At 65.2% G+C, this 15717-nt stretch carries 17 protein-coding genes and 1 tRNA gene; 10 read left to right on the plus strand and 8 right to left on the minus strand.

Going from position 1 to position 15717, the window contains the following annotated elements; genetic code table 11:
• Positions 1–61: 61 nt before the first annotated feature.
• The 7 genes from kdsB to N5J73_RS06450 all read left to right on the plus strand — a co-directional run bounded on the left by kdsB (position 62) and on the right by N5J73_RS06450 (position 7670).
• Entirely contained in the window at positions 62–835 is a 774-nt protein-coding gene (gene kdsB, locus N5J73_RS06420; RefSeq protein ID WP_049444522.1) for a 3-deoxy-manno-octulosonate cytidylyltransferase, read from the plus strand.
• Entirely contained in the window at positions 832–1320 is a 489-nt protein-coding gene (locus N5J73_RS06425) for a low molecular weight protein-tyrosine-phosphatase (RefSeq protein ID WP_049444524.1), read from the plus strand. Before kdsB ends, N5J73_RS06425 begins: the two co-directional genes overlap by 4 nt.
• Positions 1317–2729, plus strand: coding sequence for a nhl repeat protein (locus N5J73_RS06430; protein WP_049444526.1), 1413 nt, complete (start codon positions 1317–1319; stop codon positions 2727–2729). The genes N5J73_RS06425 and N5J73_RS06430 overlap by 4 nt, the downstream gene beginning before the upstream one ends.
• A complete protein-coding gene (gene uvrC, locus N5J73_RS06435; RefSeq protein ID WP_049444528.1) occupies positions 2726–4570 on the plus strand; it encodes an excinuclease ABC subunit UvrC in 1845 nt (614 codons plus the stop codon). Before N5J73_RS06430 ends, uvrC begins: the two co-directional genes overlap by 4 nt.
• A gap of 18 nt (positions 4571–4588) precedes the next feature.
• Positions 4589–5215 carry a CDP-diacylglycerol--glycerol-3-phosphate 3-phosphatidyltransferase gene (gene pgsA / locus N5J73_RS06440; protein ID WP_049444530.1) on the plus strand — a complete coding sequence of 209 codons (627 nt, stop codon included), beginning with the start codon at positions 4589–4591 and terminating at the stop codon, positions 5213–5215.
• 209 nt (positions 5216–5424) lie between these two features.
• Positions 5425–5500 (plus strand) — tRNA-Gly (locus tag N5J73_RS06445).
• Between the two features lie 226 nt (positions 5501–5726).
• On the plus strand, positions 5727–7670 hold the full coding sequence (locus N5J73_RS06450) for an integrase arm-type DNA-binding domain-containing protein (RefSeq protein ID WP_012614046.1): 1944 nt from the start codon (positions 5727–5729) through the stop codon (positions 7668–7670).
• Positions 7671–7736: 66 nt separating this feature from the next.
• Here the strand turns inward: N5J73_RS06450 and N5J73_RS06455 are convergent, their stop codons facing one another.
• Entirely contained in the window at positions 7737–8378 is a 642-nt protein-coding gene (locus tag N5J73_RS06455) for a LysR substrate-binding domain-containing protein (RefSeq protein ID WP_012614047.1), read from the minus strand.
• Between the two features lie 104 nt (positions 8379–8482).
• Here N5J73_RS06455 and N5J73_RS06460 point away from each other — a divergent pair, with 104 nt between their 5' ends.
• Positions 8483–8776, plus strand: coding sequence for a helix-turn-helix transcriptional regulator (locus N5J73_RS06460; RefSeq protein WP_024082527.1), 294 nt, complete (start codon positions 8483–8485; stop codon positions 8774–8776).
• A gap of 26 nt (positions 8777–8802) precedes the next feature.
• Here N5J73_RS06460 and N5J73_RS06465 read toward each other — a convergent pair whose 3' ends face one another.
• On the minus strand, positions 8803–9696 hold the full coding sequence (locus N5J73_RS06465) for a LysR family transcriptional regulator (protein ID WP_012614048.1): 894 nt from the start codon (positions 9694–9696) through the stop codon (positions 8803–8805).
• A 320-nt stretch (positions 9697–10016) separates the two neighbouring features.
• Entirely contained in the window at positions 10017–10613 is a 597-nt protein-coding gene (locus tag N5J73_RS06470; protein WP_017511445.1) for a VOC family protein, read from the minus strand.
• On the opposite strand from N5J73_RS06470, the gene N5J73_RS06475 reads away from it, so the two are divergent.
• Both N5J73_RS06475 and N5J73_RS06480 read left to right on the plus strand, forming a co-directional pair.
• Positions 10612–10830, plus strand: a complete 219-nt coding sequence (locus N5J73_RS06475) for an Lrp/AsnC ligand binding domain-containing protein (RefSeq protein ID WP_017511446.1) — start codon at positions 10612–10614, stop codon at positions 10828–10830. The two genes, N5J73_RS06470 and N5J73_RS06475, sit on opposite strands and share 2 nt — an antisense overlap.
• A 100-nt stretch (positions 10831–10930) precedes the next feature.
• Entirely contained in the window at positions 10931–11125 is a 195-nt protein-coding gene (locus N5J73_RS06480) for a heavy-metal-associated domain-containing protein (RefSeq protein WP_012614049.1), read from the plus strand.
• A gap of 74 nt (positions 11126–11199) precedes the next feature.
• Here the strand turns inward: N5J73_RS06480 and N5J73_RS06485 are convergent, their stop codons facing one another.
• The 5 genes from N5J73_RS06485 to N5J73_RS06505 all read right to left on the minus strand — a co-directional run bounded on the left by N5J73_RS06485 (position 11200) and on the right by N5J73_RS06505 (position 15504).
• A complete protein-coding gene (locus N5J73_RS06485; RefSeq protein ID WP_223656233.1) occupies positions 11200–11568 on the minus strand; it encodes a MauE/DoxX family redox-associated membrane protein in 369 nt (122 codons plus the stop codon).
• A gap of 95 nt (positions 11569–11663) precedes the next feature.
• A complete protein-coding gene (locus N5J73_RS06490) occupies positions 11664–11936 on the minus strand; it encodes a glutaredoxin (protein ID WP_012614050.1) in 273 nt (90 codons plus the stop codon).
• Between the two features lie 223 nt (positions 11937–12159).
• Positions 12160–12498, minus strand: coding sequence for an ISC system 2Fe-2S type ferredoxin (gene fdx / locus N5J73_RS06495; RefSeq protein WP_012614051.1), 339 nt, complete (start codon positions 12496–12498; stop codon positions 12160–12162).
• Between the two features lie 15 nt (positions 12499–12513).
• On the minus strand, positions 12514–12993 hold the full coding sequence (gene cueR / locus N5J73_RS06500) for a Cu(I)-responsive transcriptional regulator (RefSeq protein WP_012614052.1): 480 nt from the start codon (positions 12991–12993) through the stop codon (positions 12514–12516).
• Positions 12994–13008: 15 nt separating this feature from the next.
• On the minus strand, positions 13009–15504 hold the full coding sequence (locus N5J73_RS06505) for a heavy metal translocating P-type ATPase (protein ID WP_017511447.1): 2496 nt from the start codon (positions 15502–15504) through the stop codon (positions 13009–13011).
• Positions 15505–15717 lie beyond the last annotated feature (213 nt).

Genomic DNA, 15717 nt, shown 5'->3' on the forward strand with positions numbered 1-15717 from the left:
GCTTGCATTCATGCGCCGCCGGCCGCATTCCCGTTGTAACGAGCCTGCCGAGTACCGCCCCATGACCGAATTCGTCGTCGCCATCCCGGCCCGCTATGCCGCCTCGCGGTTGCCGGGCAAGCCGCTGCGCCTGCTGGGCGGTGAGCCGCTGGTGCTGCACGTGGCGCGCCGCGCGCTGCAGGCCGGTGCCGGAGAGGTCTGGGTCGCTACCGACGACCAGCGCATTGCCGACGCACTGTCCGGGCTGGCCGAAGTGAAGGTGGCAATGACCGCCACCTCGCATGCTTCCGGTACCGACCGCCTGGCCGAGTGCGCGCGCATCGCTGGCTGGGTCGACGACACCGTGGTGGTCAATCTGCAGGGCGATGAACCGTTCGCGCCCGCGGCGGGCATCCGCGCGGTGGCCGAGGCGCTGGTTGAAGGCAATGCGCCGATGTCGACCCTGGCCACGACCGTCGAGGATGCGCATACCTTGTTCGACCCGAACGTGGTGAAGCTGGTGCGCAATGTGCGCAACGAGGCGATGTACTTCAGCCGCGCGCCGATTGCGTGGCACCGCGATGGCTTTGCGCGCAGCCGCGACACGTTGCCGGCCGGTCACAACTGGCTGCGCCATATCGGCATCTACGGCTACCGGGCCGGCTTCCTGCAGCAGTTCGCGGCGATGCCGCCGGGCCAGCTGGAGCAGGTCGAATCGCTGGAACAGCTGCGCGTGCTGGAAGCGGGCTTCCCGATCAGCGTGGCGATCTCGCCGGAGCCGTTCCCAGCCGGCATCGACACCCCCGAGGACCTGGAGCGCGCCGAAGCGTTGCTGCAGGCAATGGCCGCGCGATGAAGCTGCTGGTCGTCTGCCTCGGCAACATCTGCCGTTCGCCGATGGCCGAAGGTGCGCTGCGCGCCCGCCTGGAGGCCTCGCCGCTGGCCGGGCGGGTGCAGGTGGATTCGGCTGGCACCGGCGACTGGCACGAGGGCGAGCCACCGGATCGGCGCGCGATCGCCTGCGCGGCCGGGCACGGTGTGGACATCGGCGGCCTGCGTGCGCGCCAGCTGCAGGCCGCGGATTTCGACCGCTTCGACTGGATCCTGTGCGCCGACGAAGCCAACCTGCGTGATGCCGGTCGCTTGGCCACCTCTGCCCAGCGCGAACGCTTGGCACTGTACCTGCCATGGTCGGGCGGAGAGGGCCGGATGGCGATCCCGGATCCCTACACCGGCGGTAGTGATCATTTCGAACAGGTCTGGTCGCTGGTCGACAATGCTGCAAAACGTGCCGTGGCACGACTGTTGCATGACGCCGACTCCGGCATAATCGGGTCATGAACGTCCAGCCCGTCCCGGACCTGCCCGAGTTCGCCACCTGGCTCAATGCCACCCCCTGCACCCTGACCGAACTGCGCGGTCGGCCGGTGGCGCTGTTGTTCGTCAACGCCGCCTCCGCCTGGAGCGCGCAACGCCTGGCCGAATTCGGCCAATGGCTGTCACGCCACCCCGGCAAGCTGCAGCCGCTGGTGCTGCAGGTGCCGCGCTTCGACTTCGAACGCGACGCCGGTGCCGCACTGAAGCTGTTGCGTCGCCAGGGCCTGACGATGCCGGTCCTGCTCGATGCCGACTGGGATGGCTGGCGCCGCTTCGGCATCACCGCCTGGCCAACCCTGGTGCTGCTGGATGCGCAGGGCCGCGAACAGCAGCGGCTGGTCGGCCAGGGCGCGCCCGGCGAACTGGAGCGTGCCTTGAACGCACTGTGCGAAGGCGCACCGTCGGCGCCGCCGCGCGGCGGCAGCGAACTGCATCCGGAACCGCGCCAGTCCCTGCGCTTCCCGCAGGGACTGGCGGTCAGCACCGAACGCCTGTACATCGCCGACAGCGGCCATCACCGCATCCTCGAATGCAGCCATGGTGGCCGCATCCTGCGCCAGTTCGGCCTCGGCACCGCCGATTTCATGGACGGCAACCTCGCCGAAGCGGCGTTCCATCGCCCGCAGGCGCTGGTGCTGGAGCGCGATTCGCTGTACGTCGCCGACACCGGCAACCACGCGGTGCGCCGCATCAACCTGTTGACCGGCATCGTCGACACGCTGTGTGGCAACGGTCGTCCCGGGGCGCCGGTGGAAGGTCCGGTCGCGCAGGCGCGGCAGGTCCCGCTGGACCATCCGGTTGGCCTGGCCATCGCCGACAACCAGCTGCACATCGCCATGGCCGGCGACAACCGCATCTGGAGCTACCACCTGGGCCAGCGCAGCCTGCAATGGCGCGCGGGCAGTGGTTCCATCGACGAGCGGGATGGCAGCGGCCATCTGGCTGCCTTTGCCCAGCCAACCGCGCTGGCCGTGGTGCAGCAGGTGCTGTACGTGGCCGACGCGCTGGGTTCCTCGATCCGCGCGCTGCAACTGCGCGGCGACCTGGTGCAGACGCTGGTCGGGCAGGGGCCGTGGCGCTTCGGCAGTGAAGACGGCCCGCGTGCGCAGGCCAGCCTGCAGTTTCCCCAGGCGATTGCATTGAGCGCGGACGCCCCGCTGCTGTGGATTGCCGATACCGGCAACGGCCGCCTGCGCACGCTGCGCCTGGGCGGTGGCGAACTGACCACCCAGCCCCTGCCGCGTCGCCTGCATGGCCCGGCCGGGTTGGCGGTGGGCGCCGGGGCGGTGTGGATCGCCGAGACCGACGCCCACGCCGTGCTGCGATTCGACCCCGACAGCGGCGTGCTCAGCGAAGTGCCGATCAGCGAATGACCGACGTTCCTGCTCCGGTCTTCGACGGCAAGGCCTTCGCGGCCCAGCTCAGCACCGCCCCCGGCGTATACCGCATGTACGCGGCCGACGACACTCTGCTGTACGTGGGCAAGGCGCGCGCGCTGCGCAATCGCGTCGGCAGCTATTTCAACGGCAGCCCGAAGAACGCGCGGATCATGTCGATGATCTCGCAGATCACGCGCATGGACGTGACCGTGACGCGCTCGGAAGCCGAGGCGCTGCTGCTGGAAAACCAGCTGATCAAGTCGCTGTCGCCGCGCTACAACGTCTCGCTGCGCGACGACAAGACCTACCCGCATGTGCTGCTGACCCGCGAGGACTGGCCGCGCATCGCGCTGCATCGTGGTCCGCGCGCCATTCCCGGCCGCTATTTCGGGCCGTATCCCGGCGTGACCGCAGTGCGCGAAACGCTGAACCTGATGCACAAGCTGTTCAAGCTGCGCAGCTGCGAGGACAGCGTGTTCCGCAACCGCTCGCGGCCGTGCCTGCAGTACCAGATCGGACGCTGCAGCGCGCCCTGCGTGGAGCTCGTGCCGGCAGCGGAGTATGCCGAGTCGGTACGCCGCGCCGCGCTGTTCCTCGAAGGCAAGAGCGACGAGCTCACCCGCGAGCTGGGCGAGCAGATGCAGGCCGCCAGCGAGGCACTGGAATTCGAGCAGGCTGCGCGTCTGCGCGACCTGATTTCCTCGCTGCGCAGCATGCAGACCCGGCAGTACGTGGATGGCCGCGCCGCCGACCTGGACGTGCTGGCGGTGGCCATGCAGGGGTCTCAGGCCTGCGTGCTGCTGCTGGCGTTCCGTGATGGCCGCAACCTTGGTACCCGTCCGTTCTTCCCGCGCACCAACGGTGAAGAAAGCCCGGAAGAGGTGCTGGCCGCGTTCGTCTCGCAGTACTACATCGAATTCGAGCCGCCGCGCGAGATCCTGCTGGACCGCGAGATTCCCGACGCCGACCTGCTGGTTGCCGCGCTGTCGGCCTCGGCCGAGCGCAAGGTGCAGCTGAAGTGGAACGTGCGCGGCGAGCGCGCCGGCTACGTGGAACTGGCCAGCCGCAACGCGCAGCTGACCCTGGCCACCGAACTCAACAGCCGCAACGCGCAGCACGCGCGCAGTGATGCGCTGCGCGAGATGCTGGGTCTGGCCGAGCCGGTCAAGCGGGTCGAGTGTTTCGATATCAGCCACACCCTGGGCGAGGCTACCGTGGCCTCGTGCGTGGTGTTCGATGCGGCCGGCCCGGTGCGTGCGCAGTACCGCCGCTTCAACATCAGCGGCATCGAGCCCGGCGATGACTACGCCGCCATGCGCCAGGCCATCGACCGCCGCTTCCGCCGTGCGGTGGAAGAGCAGGGCGTGCTGCCGGACGTGCTGCTGATCGACGGTGGCGCCGGGCAGCTGGCGCAGGCCCAGTCCGCACTGGCCGATCTGGGCGTGGAAGGCGTGCTGCTGGTGGGCGTGGCCAAAGGCGTGGAGCGCCGCGCCGGCCACGAAGCGCTGGTGATGCCCGATGGCCGCGAGCTGCGCCCGGGCGCGGCCAACCCGGCGCTGCAGTTCATCCAGCAGGTGCGCGACGAGGCGCACCGCTTCGCCATCACCGGCCATCGCGGCCGCCGCCAGAAGGCGCGGATGACCAGCAAGCTGGAGGACATCCCCGGCATCGGGCCGCGCCGGCGTGCCAGCCTGCTCAAGCATTTCGGTGGCCTGGTGGGCCTGAAAGCGGCCGGTGAAGCGGAAATCGCCAAGGTGGAAGGCATCAATGACGCCCTTGCGGCACGCATCTACGCTAACCTGCACGGGTTGGCCACGCCTGATGCGGCCGAGTAGAGAGAGAAGCACGCAAGCATGAAGTTGACCCTGCCCACCTGGCTGACGTTGTTGCGGATCGTGATGATCCCGGTGCTGGTGCTGGTGTTCTACCTGCCCTACACCTGGACCAACTTCGCTTCGGCGGCGATCTTCGGTATGGCCGCGATCACCGACTGGCTCGACGGCTGGATCGCACGCCGTTACCAGCTGGAGTCGGCCTTCGGCGCCTTCCTCGACCCGGTCGCGGACAAGCTGATGGTGGCAGTGGCACTGTTCCTGATCGTGCAGGGCCACCCGACGCCGTGGATGGCCTTCTGGGCAGCGGTCATCGTCGGCCGTGAGATTGCGGTATCGGCGCTGCGCGAGTGGATGGCCGAGCTGGGCCAGCGCGCCAAGGTGCGCGTGGCGATGATCGGCAAGGTCAAGACCACCGCGCAGATGGTCGCGCTGCTGTGCCTGCTGTATTCGGTGGCCCCGAACGTGCCGGTGGAAGACATCTGGATGGGCTGGCCGGTGTTCCATGTCGGCGACTGGACCCTGGCCATTGCCGCGGTGCTGACCCTGTGGTCGGGCCTGCAGTACCTGCACGCTGCCTGGCCGAGCCTGCGCGATGACGAGCGCGCGGCGCGCGAGCGGGCGCGGCAGAAGAAGCTGGGCAACTGACCTGGGGTCTGACCCCATCGATGCGTCTATCCACGCATGGCGTGGATCTACTGGAAATGCCGCATCCAAGGAGGGGGCGGATCCATCAGTTTGCGGAGACGCTGTAGTAGATCCACGCCATGCGTGGATACGCGGTGCCAGGTGCCTCGGTAGACCCTGAAAAAAGCGCTTGACGCCATCCTTGGAATAGGTAAAATTTCGCCTCCCAAGCGGGAATAGCTCAGTTGGTAGAGCGCAACCTTGCCAAGGTTGAGGTCGCGAGTTCGAGTCTCGTTTCCCGCTCCAGATAGTGATCTACAGACTTCTACTGACGTCTGTAAGTCGTTGAAAAGAGGGGCTTTGGCCCCTTTTTTCATTCCAGCGAGCGCCACGGAAATCCACCCACAGCTACCGTTTTTGAGTGACCAATTGAGGCACAAGAATACGGTTGGGACGGCTACCGGATAGTTGCTGGGGCTGAGCGGGAACCATGACGAGCATTAGGCCTAAGTCATAACTTAGGAGCCTCGAAATGGCACTCTCTGATCTGACAGTCCGGCAGGCAAGAACCACCGGCAAGCGCTACACCCTCTCCGATAACGACTGCCTGGGCCTGATGGTCTCTGCCGCAGGCGGCAAGTCGTGGATCTTCCGATACTACTGGCTGGGCAAGCAAAAGCGCATGTCCCTGGGTGGCTATCCCGCCCTCAGTCTGCGCGAGGCCCGCGCCGAGCGGGACAAGGCTCAGGTTCTGCTCGCCAAGGGCATTGATCCCCAAATCGAACGCGACCAGCGCCGGCACGCGGCCAAGCTGGCGGGCGAATACACCTTCAAGAACGTCTTCGATGCTTGGGTCGAGCATCGCCGCAAGGAACTCAAGGAAGGCCGTCAGAGCACGCTTTCGCAGATCCTGCGCATCTTCAACAAGGACGTGCTGCCTACCCTGGGGAAGATGTCGATCTACGACATTCGACGGCCCCAGCTCGTGGGCGTCGTGGCGGCGATCGAGAAACGCAAGGCGTTCACCACCGCCGAGAAGGTCCGCACCTGGTTCAACCAGATGTTCCGCTATGCCCTGGTCATCGCCGAAGGGCTGGAAGTCAATCCGGCCGCGGACCTGGACGTGGTGGCCGAGCCCAAGCCCCCGGTGGCCCACAACCCCTATCTGCACCTGCCCGAGCTGCCCGAGTTCCTTCAGAAGCTCCGGCGCTACAACCCCCGGGGCTGGCAGACCCAGCTTGGCGTCCGGCTGCTGTTCCTGACGGGGGTGCGCACGGGCGAGTTGCGCCTGGCCGAGCCTGAGCAATTCGACCTCGACCGCGGCTTGTGGATCATCCCGCCGCAGGTCGTCAAGCAACTCCAGGACGAAATGCGCAAGGCCGGCAAGCGGCCGCAGGACGTGCCGCCCTACATCGTGCCCCTGTCCCTGCAGGCCATCGAGATCGTGCGCTATCTCCTGGGCGTGATGCGTCCAGCGCAGAAGTACCTGCTGTCGCATCGCAGCGAACTCAAGAAGCGCATCAGCGAGAACACCCTCAACAAGGCCGTGCAGCTCATGGGCTACGAGGGGCGCCTGACCGGCCACGGCATCCGCGGCACCATCTCGACCGCGCTCAACGAGATCGGATACCCGAAGATTTGGGTGGACGCTCAGCTTTCGCACTCCGACCCCAACAAGGTGAGTTCGGCCTACAACCACGCCAAGTACGTGGAGCCTCGGCGTCGCATGATGCAGGACTGGGCAGACCGTCTTGACCTGCTCGAACAGGGTGAAGTCGAAGCCGCGAGCGCGCATCTGACCATCCGTATCGACGGGGTGCCGGCAATGGCGGAAGTGGAGGAAGTGGTGGGCGCGGTCTCCACGACTGCTGAGCCTGTTGTCCCCGGCGTGCCGCCCGTGGTGGCCACGCCTATCGTCGTGACCCCCAACAGCGGCGGAATCATGTTCCAGCGGCTGTCGCAGGTGCCGCCGCCTCCGGTGCATGCCCCGGAGCCGGAAGTCTCCGCGATCCAGCGCGAGCGCGAGGAAATGCTGGCCATCTACGAGTCGCCGAACAATCTGCCGGTCCCGCTGTTCGGCAAGCTGGCCGGGAAGTCCAAGGACCAGATCAACCGCGAGCTGAAGGCGGGCAAGCTGCTGTCGATCAGCCTGGGCAACCGGGGGCAGCGGGTTCCCGACTGGCAACTGGTGCCGCTCAAGCACAAGCTGGCCCAAGTGCTCATGAACCAATGCCCGCACGCCGATTCGTGGGACCTGTACCGCATGCTGACCCAGCCTCACCCCGACCTGGGTGATCGTGCGGCCATTGATGCGGTCACGCCAACGAACGTGCCCGCAATCATCCGGGTTCTCATGGGCGACTACCAGCACCATGCGGATGTGCCCGAGGCCGTTGCCCCGCGGCCCATCCCCGAGGACGTGCGGCAGAGCGTCCGCCGACTGGTGGACAGCGCAGCGGTGCTTGAAGGGGTCTAGTCCGGTCTAGTCCCATGCTGCAACCTATGGCCGGGATGAGACGGCTCCGGCCTATAGGAGTGCCTGCTACAGGGCGCCTGCCTCGGCGATCTGCAGCGCCCTGCGCTCGAAACGCTTGGCAGCAGAATCTGCTTGCGCGTGGGGCCGTTGGAGGTACGTCACGATCTCATAGGGGCCATCGGCGAGCGGTCGCATGCTTACCCCCCATTGATGGGCACGCTCGATGCGCGATTGCGCGCATACGCCGATGCCGTAGCCGGCTGAAACCCACAGCGCCATCATCTCGAATGAAGTTGCAGGCAGGATGTTCTCTTGGTCCACTGGCATCAGGGAGGCCAACCTCTCGTCCAGCAAGGGACAAGCCTCCGCCTGCCAGCGATAGATTGGATAGTCCTGAAGATCGGAGATGGTGAGCTTCGCCTGATCAACCAAACGGAACCGCGGTGGTATCGCGACGGCCATGCTTTCGCACCACAGCCTCCGGCTACTCGTCAGGTGATCCCCCGCACTGCTAAGAGATAGCCCCGCGTCGTAGCGGCCCTCATGCAGGCCCGTTACCAGCTCTTGATCCGAAACTTCACGCACGGCGATCGCGACACCCGGCTCGTGCGCTCGCTGCAGTGCAAGCAGCGCCGACAGCCGTGAAGACGGCACACCTGGCGCTATGGCGAGTGTGAAATTCGGGGACGGTCTGATGGCGTTGTGCATGGATGCCCCCAAGAGGCAACGGGATCGAAAAGAGCAGCCGACATCATACTCAAGAGATATCTTTAACGTGGTTAAAGATCAGTGATTCCATGACGCTTCTGCGAATGCAGAAGCGCACTATTCGGCCTGGACGGCCCGCCGGAGTAACCACCTATGAGTCCGCACCGGCGTTGGCGTTCGGGCAAGCGGTGCGAGCCGCTCGCCTGGCTCAGGGGATTGCTCAGGATGAGTTCGCGGGCTTGGCGGGGATCGCGCGCTCGCACATGGGCAAGATTGAGCGCGGCGAGCACATGCCGACACTCGCTCTCATTCTAAAAATTTCCCTGGCTCTCAAGATCAGCTCGGCCGAACTGATGACGGCCACGGAGCGCAACCTCTACCTTCAGGGCGATGCGTGACGCCGGATGTGGCGCAGGCGTCGTAGCTAATCGCTCTTTGGCGAACGCAAACGCTCGATGAAGCGCTCTACGGGTGCGGATAGTCCGCTACCGCCTTCGGGCCGAAGCAGGTAGGTGATGATGACGGCCGAATCGAGCGCCAACGGCCGGATCACCACGTCGGGACGTTGACACGCCGCGATTCGGGTCGCCGTTGCGAAGCCGATGCCGTAACCAGCTCCGACCAATGTGAGCATCATGTCCAGCGACGAGACATGCTCAACGATGGTGGACTCGCGCTCCAGGGGATGTAGCAGCCGGGTCAATTCGCGGCAGTAGCCCTCGCAAAGCTGCGGATCGCACATCACCAGCGGGTAACTCACGAGTTCACGTAGCGACACTTCCTTGTGGGCCAGCAACGGGTGCCGGATCGGCACGGTCACCACCAGCGGGTCCTGCCAGATGGGCTCCGTCACCAGTCCGTCGCCGACGTCCGCGGTGTGTGCGAAACCGATCGCGAAGTCGCCGGATCGCAGTCCCCGCAACTGTTCCGCCAGGGTGACCTCGGAGAGCCGTATTTCGATCTCCGGCTCCTCCTGGCGGCACAGGGCAAGAAGTGCAGACAGCCGCGGGTCGATGGCGCCATCGGAGATGGCGATGCGCACGCTGCCTCTTAGGCCTGCGGCGATCGCCCTGACGTTTTCTCGTGCCTGCTCCAGGTTGGTGAACAGCCTGCGAATGTCCTGAAGGAAGGTGGTGCCCGCTGGCGTCAACCGCGTTCCCCGCCGATCGCGGTCAAAGAGCAGCACCCCCAGTTCGTCTTCCAATTCCTTGATCGTGCGGGACAGCGGCGGCTGCTCGATGTGCAAGCGCTCCGCAGCACGGGTGAAATGCAGCTCTTCGGCGAGAGCCACGAAGCAGCGCAAATGACGAAGTTCCATGGGCACGTCCTTCAGCAATCCTGGTCATTGGGTTGGCCACGGCGCATTGCTGCCGAAGTGCGCTTAGAGGGGGCGACGTAGTGCTGGGTCCCTCTTCAGGGCGAGGAAAAAGGCCATCGGTGTATCTGAATAAGAATACATATGTTCATGTATTAACTCAAGTCAAGGGCGGTAGCAACTGTTTCGGAACGTGACGCCGAAGCCAACCCGCTCAATGCTTGAGCGGCTAAGGCAGTACTGACGCCAAAGTAGCGCGAGCCCACAGAGGGGCTCGCGAGATGTAGGACTGAAGGCGCTCTGCCTTCATGGAAAGGCCCAAATCAGGCCGGGTTGATTTCCAACGAGCCACGGTTGATCTGGTCGCGTTCCATCGACTCGAACAAGGCACCGAAGTTTCCTTCGCCGAAGCCCTCGCGGTAGTTGCCCTTGCGCTCGATGAACTCGAAGAACACCGGGCCAAGCAGCGGCTCGGAGAATATCTGCAGCAGCAGGCGGGGCTGGCCGCCTTCGGTCGTGCCGTCGAGCAGAATGCCGCGCGCCTGCAACTCGGGTACGGGCTGGCCATGGCCGGGCAGGCGCTTTTCCAAGTTTGCGTAATAGATGTCGTTGGGGGCGGTCAGCAGCGGGATACCGGCCATCTGCACGCGGTCGAGCGCATCGAGTAGGTTGTCGCACAGCAGGGCGATGTGCTGGATGCCCTCGCCGCTGAACTGCATCAAGAATTCCTCAATCTGGCCGCCGCCCTGGCGTGCTTCCTCGTTCAGCGGGATGCGGATCAGGCCGTCCGGCGCGCTCATCGCCTTGGAGGCTAGGCCGGTGTACTCGCCGTTGATGTCGAAGTAGCGGATCTCTTGGAAGTTGAAGAACTTCGTGTAGAAGTCGGCCCAGTACTCCGACTCGCACAAGCGCAATCCCATGGACGTGTTCCGCGCGTCTGTCCAGAACTGGCCAGAGGTTGTGGAGTGCCATGCGCTGACCGGCGACATGGACTATCTGCTGCGGGTGGTCGTCATGGACATGGCTCACTACTCCCGCTTCGTGCTCGACACGCTGCTCAAGCACCCCAGCGTGCAGGACTGCAAGACCAGCTTCGTGCTGGATCGCGTAAAGAGCACCACGGCCTTGCCCCTATGAGCATTCGGCCGGTTGGTGTGGCGGGGATGCAAATAGCGATTGACCTTCCAACGGTGGCAAGGAGCACACTTCAAACACCCCAACCCGAAAGGAGTTTTCCATGCAATTCCATCTCGAAGACATGACCTGCGGCGGCTGCGCCCGCACTGTGACGAAAACGATCCAAATGATCGACCCCAACGCCAAGATCGTCACGGACCCGCCGACCCGCCGTGTCGAGGTCCAGACCTCGGCCTCGCAAGAGCAGATCGCCGCGGCCCTGAGCGAAGCTGGCTTCCCGCCGCGCGCGCAGTAACACCGCATCGTGGCCGGCATGCACACAGGACGGCCGATGCGAGCACGTGCGCTGCGCCGTACCTGGCGCGGCGCTCAGTGCATCCCAAGGTAGGCCGACCTTGGCCACAGGGCCATCGCCACCATCATCAGGTTCTCGGTCAGGGACACGAAGCCCAGCGGCACGTTGCTGTCCCCGCCCACGCAGGCGCACTTGAGTTCCCGGCGATCGACATAGACCGCCTTGAAAACCGACACGGCCCCGACGGTCCCGATGAACAGCGCCAACGGAATCGACACCCACATCCCCACGCCCGCGACCATCTGGACGCCTGCGATGGCCTCCGCGAACGGGTAGAAATAGGCATACCGAACCCAGCGCTTGGCCAGCAGGTCGTCGCGAAGCCGTCCACGTCCTTGAGCTTCTGCAGCGCCAGGAGGCACATGGCAAAGGCCACGAACCACTCTGCCGCCTGAATGCTCTAGACTTGGCCGAAGGCCGCCCAGCTCGCCGCCAGCGCCATTGCGGCCGCCGTGGCGAACAGCGCGATCACAGGGGTCTAGGTCACGGCGTTCTTGTCCTTCACGGACATGCCGAAGAATTTGCGTAGGTCGTCGTAGCCGCCCACGCGCCGCCCGTTTATGAAGACCTGGGGCGTGGTCTCGATGCCATGCTCCTTCTTGAACGCATCCGTCTGCTCGCGGCTTGCCAAGTGTTTGTCCTCGACCTCGTAGCCCTTGCGGTTGAGCAGATCGAGCGACTTCAGCCCGTAGGGGCAGGTATGGCCGGGCATGACCATTCGGTAGAGCGTGGCTAGCTTGGGCGCAGACATGCAGGACTTCTCCTGTGGGACTTTCCATGGGCCGGCCGTCACGGATTTAAGGACGTTGATGACCTTTCCAGCCTAACCGACGACCGTGCAAAGGGAGTGTAGACACCTGGCTCGCGGGTTGGTCTGGCCCACGGGTTGGTTATCTGGCGGCAATGCCGTCAGTCCTCCATCTGCCAGAGCAACCCTGCCGCAGGCCGGTGCGCCTGAGGCAGCACGCAGGCTCCTAGTGGTTCTCCTTGGCATGGTTGATCGTGTACTTGGGGATCTCGACGGTCAGGTCTTCGGTCGCAACGATGGCCTGGCAGCTCAGCCGCGACTGCGCCTCCAGTCCCCAGGCCCGGTCGAGCAGATCGTCCTCGCATTCCTCGACTTCGTTTAGAGAATCGAACCCCTTGCGCACGATGCAGTGACAGGTCGTGCAGGCACAGCTCATGTCGCAGGCATGCTCGATCTCGATGCCGTTGTCCAGCAGGGCCTCGCAGATCGAAGTGCCTGCTGGCACGTTCAGTTCGGCTCCCTCAGGCGCCAGTTCAGGATGGGGCAAGACGGTGATTTTGGGCATATCTCTCCTGGCTGCTCAGTGCGCACACGGCTTTTTTCCTGCTGCGTTGGCTCGCGCGCGGCGCGGCACTGCGCCAGTGCGCGCTTCGGGCTTGTTGTCACTGATATCGGGCTGCTCCAGCGTGTGCAGGATCGGGCAGTCGGGCCGTTCGTCGCCGGCGCAACACCGGATCAGCGCCTTGAGCGTCGCGGCCATCTCCAGCATGCTCTCGATGCGCCGGTCCAACTCGTCGATGTGTTGCTGGGCCAGACGCTTTACATCAGCACTCTGGCGCGACTTGTCATTCCACAGTCCCAGCAAGTCCGTGATCTCGGCCACCGAGAAGCCGAGGTCGCGCGAACGCCGGATGAAATGCAACCGGTGAACGTCGTCCTGGGTATAGGCGCGGTAGCCCGAATCGGTGCGGTCAGCCGGAGGGATCAGACCGATTTGCTCGTAGTAGCGGATCATTTTGGCCGAGACCTTCGAGGCCTTGGATGCTTCACCGATGTTCATGGTGTTCCTCCTTTCTCAATGAGCGGTATCCGCCGCCAGCGGCGGCTGGAAGCGGCGCAGGCGCAGCGCGTTGCCGAGCACGAACACGCTGGACAGCGCCATCGCGCCAGCCGCGAAGATCGGCGACAACAGCACACCGTATGCGGGGTACAGGACGCCAGCGGCCACCGGGATCAGGGCCGTGTTGTAGCCAAACGCCCAGAACAGGTTCTGGCGGATGTTGCCGATGGTCGCCTTGGACAGCGCGATGGCGTTGGGCACGCCCTGCAGGTTGCCCGACATCAGCACTACGTCGGCCGACTCCACCGCCACGTCGGTGCCGGTGCCGATGGCCAGGCCCACGTCGGCCTCGGCCAGCGCCGGGGCGTCGTTGATGCCGTCGCCCACGTAGGCGATCTGGCCGTGGCTGGCTTTCAGCCGGCGCACGGCTTCGACCTTGCCCTCGGGCAGCACTTCGGCCACCACCTCGTCGATGCCCAGTTGCTTGGCGATGGCCTGCGCGGTACGCGCGTTGTCGCCGGTGATCATCGCCACCTTCAGGCCGAGCTGGTGCAACGCGGCAATGGCCGCGGGCGTGCTGGACTTGATCGGATCGGCCACCGCGATGATGGCGGCCAGCCGGCCGTCGATCGCGGCGTACAGCGGTGACTTGCCCTCGTTGCCCAGGCGCTCGGCCGTGCGAGCGAAGCTGCCCACGTCCAACCCCAGCTCACGCATGAAGCGATCGGCACCGACCTCGACACGCGCGCCGTCCACGGTGGCGCGCACGCCCATGCCCGTGACCGAATCGAAGTCTGTCATCGTCGGCAGCGCGATGCCACCTTCCACGGCCGACTCGACGATGGCGCGTGCGATCGGATGCTCCGAGCGCGATTCGACAGCGGCGACCTTCGCCAGCACCTGGTTGCGGTCAAAGCCGTCGGCAATCTCCAGGTCGGTCAGGACCGGGCGGCCCTCGGTCAGCGTGCCGGTCTTGTCCACGGCCACCACCTTGGCGTCCTTGAGCAGTTGCAGGGCTTCACCCTTGCGGAACAGCACGCCCATCTCGGCGCCCCGGCCCGTGCCGACCATGATGGAGGTCGGCGTCGCCAAACCCATGGCGCAAGGGCAGGCAATGATCAGCACCGCCACGGCATTGACCAGCGCGAAGGACAGCGCGGGCGACGGGCCGAACACCAGCCAGACCAGGAAGGTCAGCACCGCGGCCAGCATGACGGCGGGCACGAACCACAGCGTCACCTTGTCCACCACGGCCTGGATCGGCAGCTTGGAACCTTGCGCCTGCTCGACCATGCGGATGATCTGCGCCAGCATGGTCTGACCGCCCACGGCGGTGGCACGCAGCGTCAGCGCACCCTTCTGGTTGACGGTGCCGCCGACCACGGTGCTGCCTTCCGCCTTTTCGACGGGAATCGGCTCGCCGGTGATCATCGACTCGTCCACGAAGCTGCGGCCCTCGGTCACTTCACCATCGACCGGCACGCGCTCGCCGGGGCGCACTTCCACGATGTCGCCCTGCGCCACGTCGTTGATCGGGATGTCCACGATGCGGCCGTCGCGCAGCACGTGCGCCTCCTTGGCCTGCAGGCCGATCAGGCGCTTGATGGCCTCGGAGGTGCGGCCCTTGGCCCGTGCCTCAAGAAAGCGGCCCAGCAGGATCAGCGCCACGATGACGGCTGCCGCCTCGTAGTACACGTTCACCGTGCCGGCCGGCAGCAGACTGGGCGCGAACGTGGCGACCATCGAATAACCGAAGGCCGCGGCCGTGCCGACCGCGACCAGCGAGTTCATGTCGGGACCCAGGCGGAACAGCGCCGGGAAGCCCTTCTCATAGAAGCGCCAGCCCGGAATGGCGAGCACCAGCAGGGTCAGCACGAACTGCAGATACCAGCTCTGCTGGATGCCAATGGTGGAAGCCACCCACTCGTGCATGCCGGGAATCATGTGCGAGCCCATTTCGAGCACGAACACAGGCAGCGCCAGCACGGCGGCCAGGGTCAGGTCGCGCTTGAGTTCGGCGCGCTCGGCGTCCTTTTTCTCGGCAGCTTCCTCGTCGGCCTGCATGCCTGTATCGACCGGGCTGGCCTCGTAGCCGACCTTATCGACAGCAGCAATCAGATCCTGCACGGATGCTACGCCACGCACGGTAGCGCGCTCGGTCGCCAGATTGACCACAGCCTCAGTGACGCCCGGCACCGCCTTGAGCGCCTTCTCGACGCGGCCCACGCACGAAGCGCAGGTCATGCCTCCGATCGCCAGCTCGATGGTGCCCTGAGGCACGTCGTACCCTACCTTCTCGATCGCCTGGATCAGCGCCATGCGATCGACAGGACGGTTCAGGCGAATGTCCGCTCGCTCGGTGGCGAGATTGACAGACACGCTTGCCACGCCCTCGACCTTGGCAAGGGCGGCCTCGACTCGGCCGACACAGCTTGCGCAGGTCATGCCCTCGATGGGCAGGCTGATTGCCGCTGCTTGGGCGCCAGCACTACTCGTTGTTGCCATGCTCATGGTGTGCTTCCCATAGTTGAAATTCGACATGGAGGGAGCTTAGGGTTTACCATCGTGGGAAGGTCAAGCGCTTTTTCGGATGCTGTCAGGTTTCAGAAATGACCCGGTGCACGGGGAACGGAGGCCTTGCCTGCCAGGCTCGCACTGGTTCTTTGCTGCGCGCGCCTAAGCGGCCGCTGCCTTGTTAATTCTGAAGGGCGAAAACAGCCATTC

It is taken from the genome of Stenotrophomonas sp. GD03654 (assembly GCF_029845105.1).
GTDB lineage: Bacteria > Pseudomonadota > Gammaproteobacteria > Xanthomonadales > Xanthomonadaceae > Stenotrophomonas > Stenotrophomonas africana.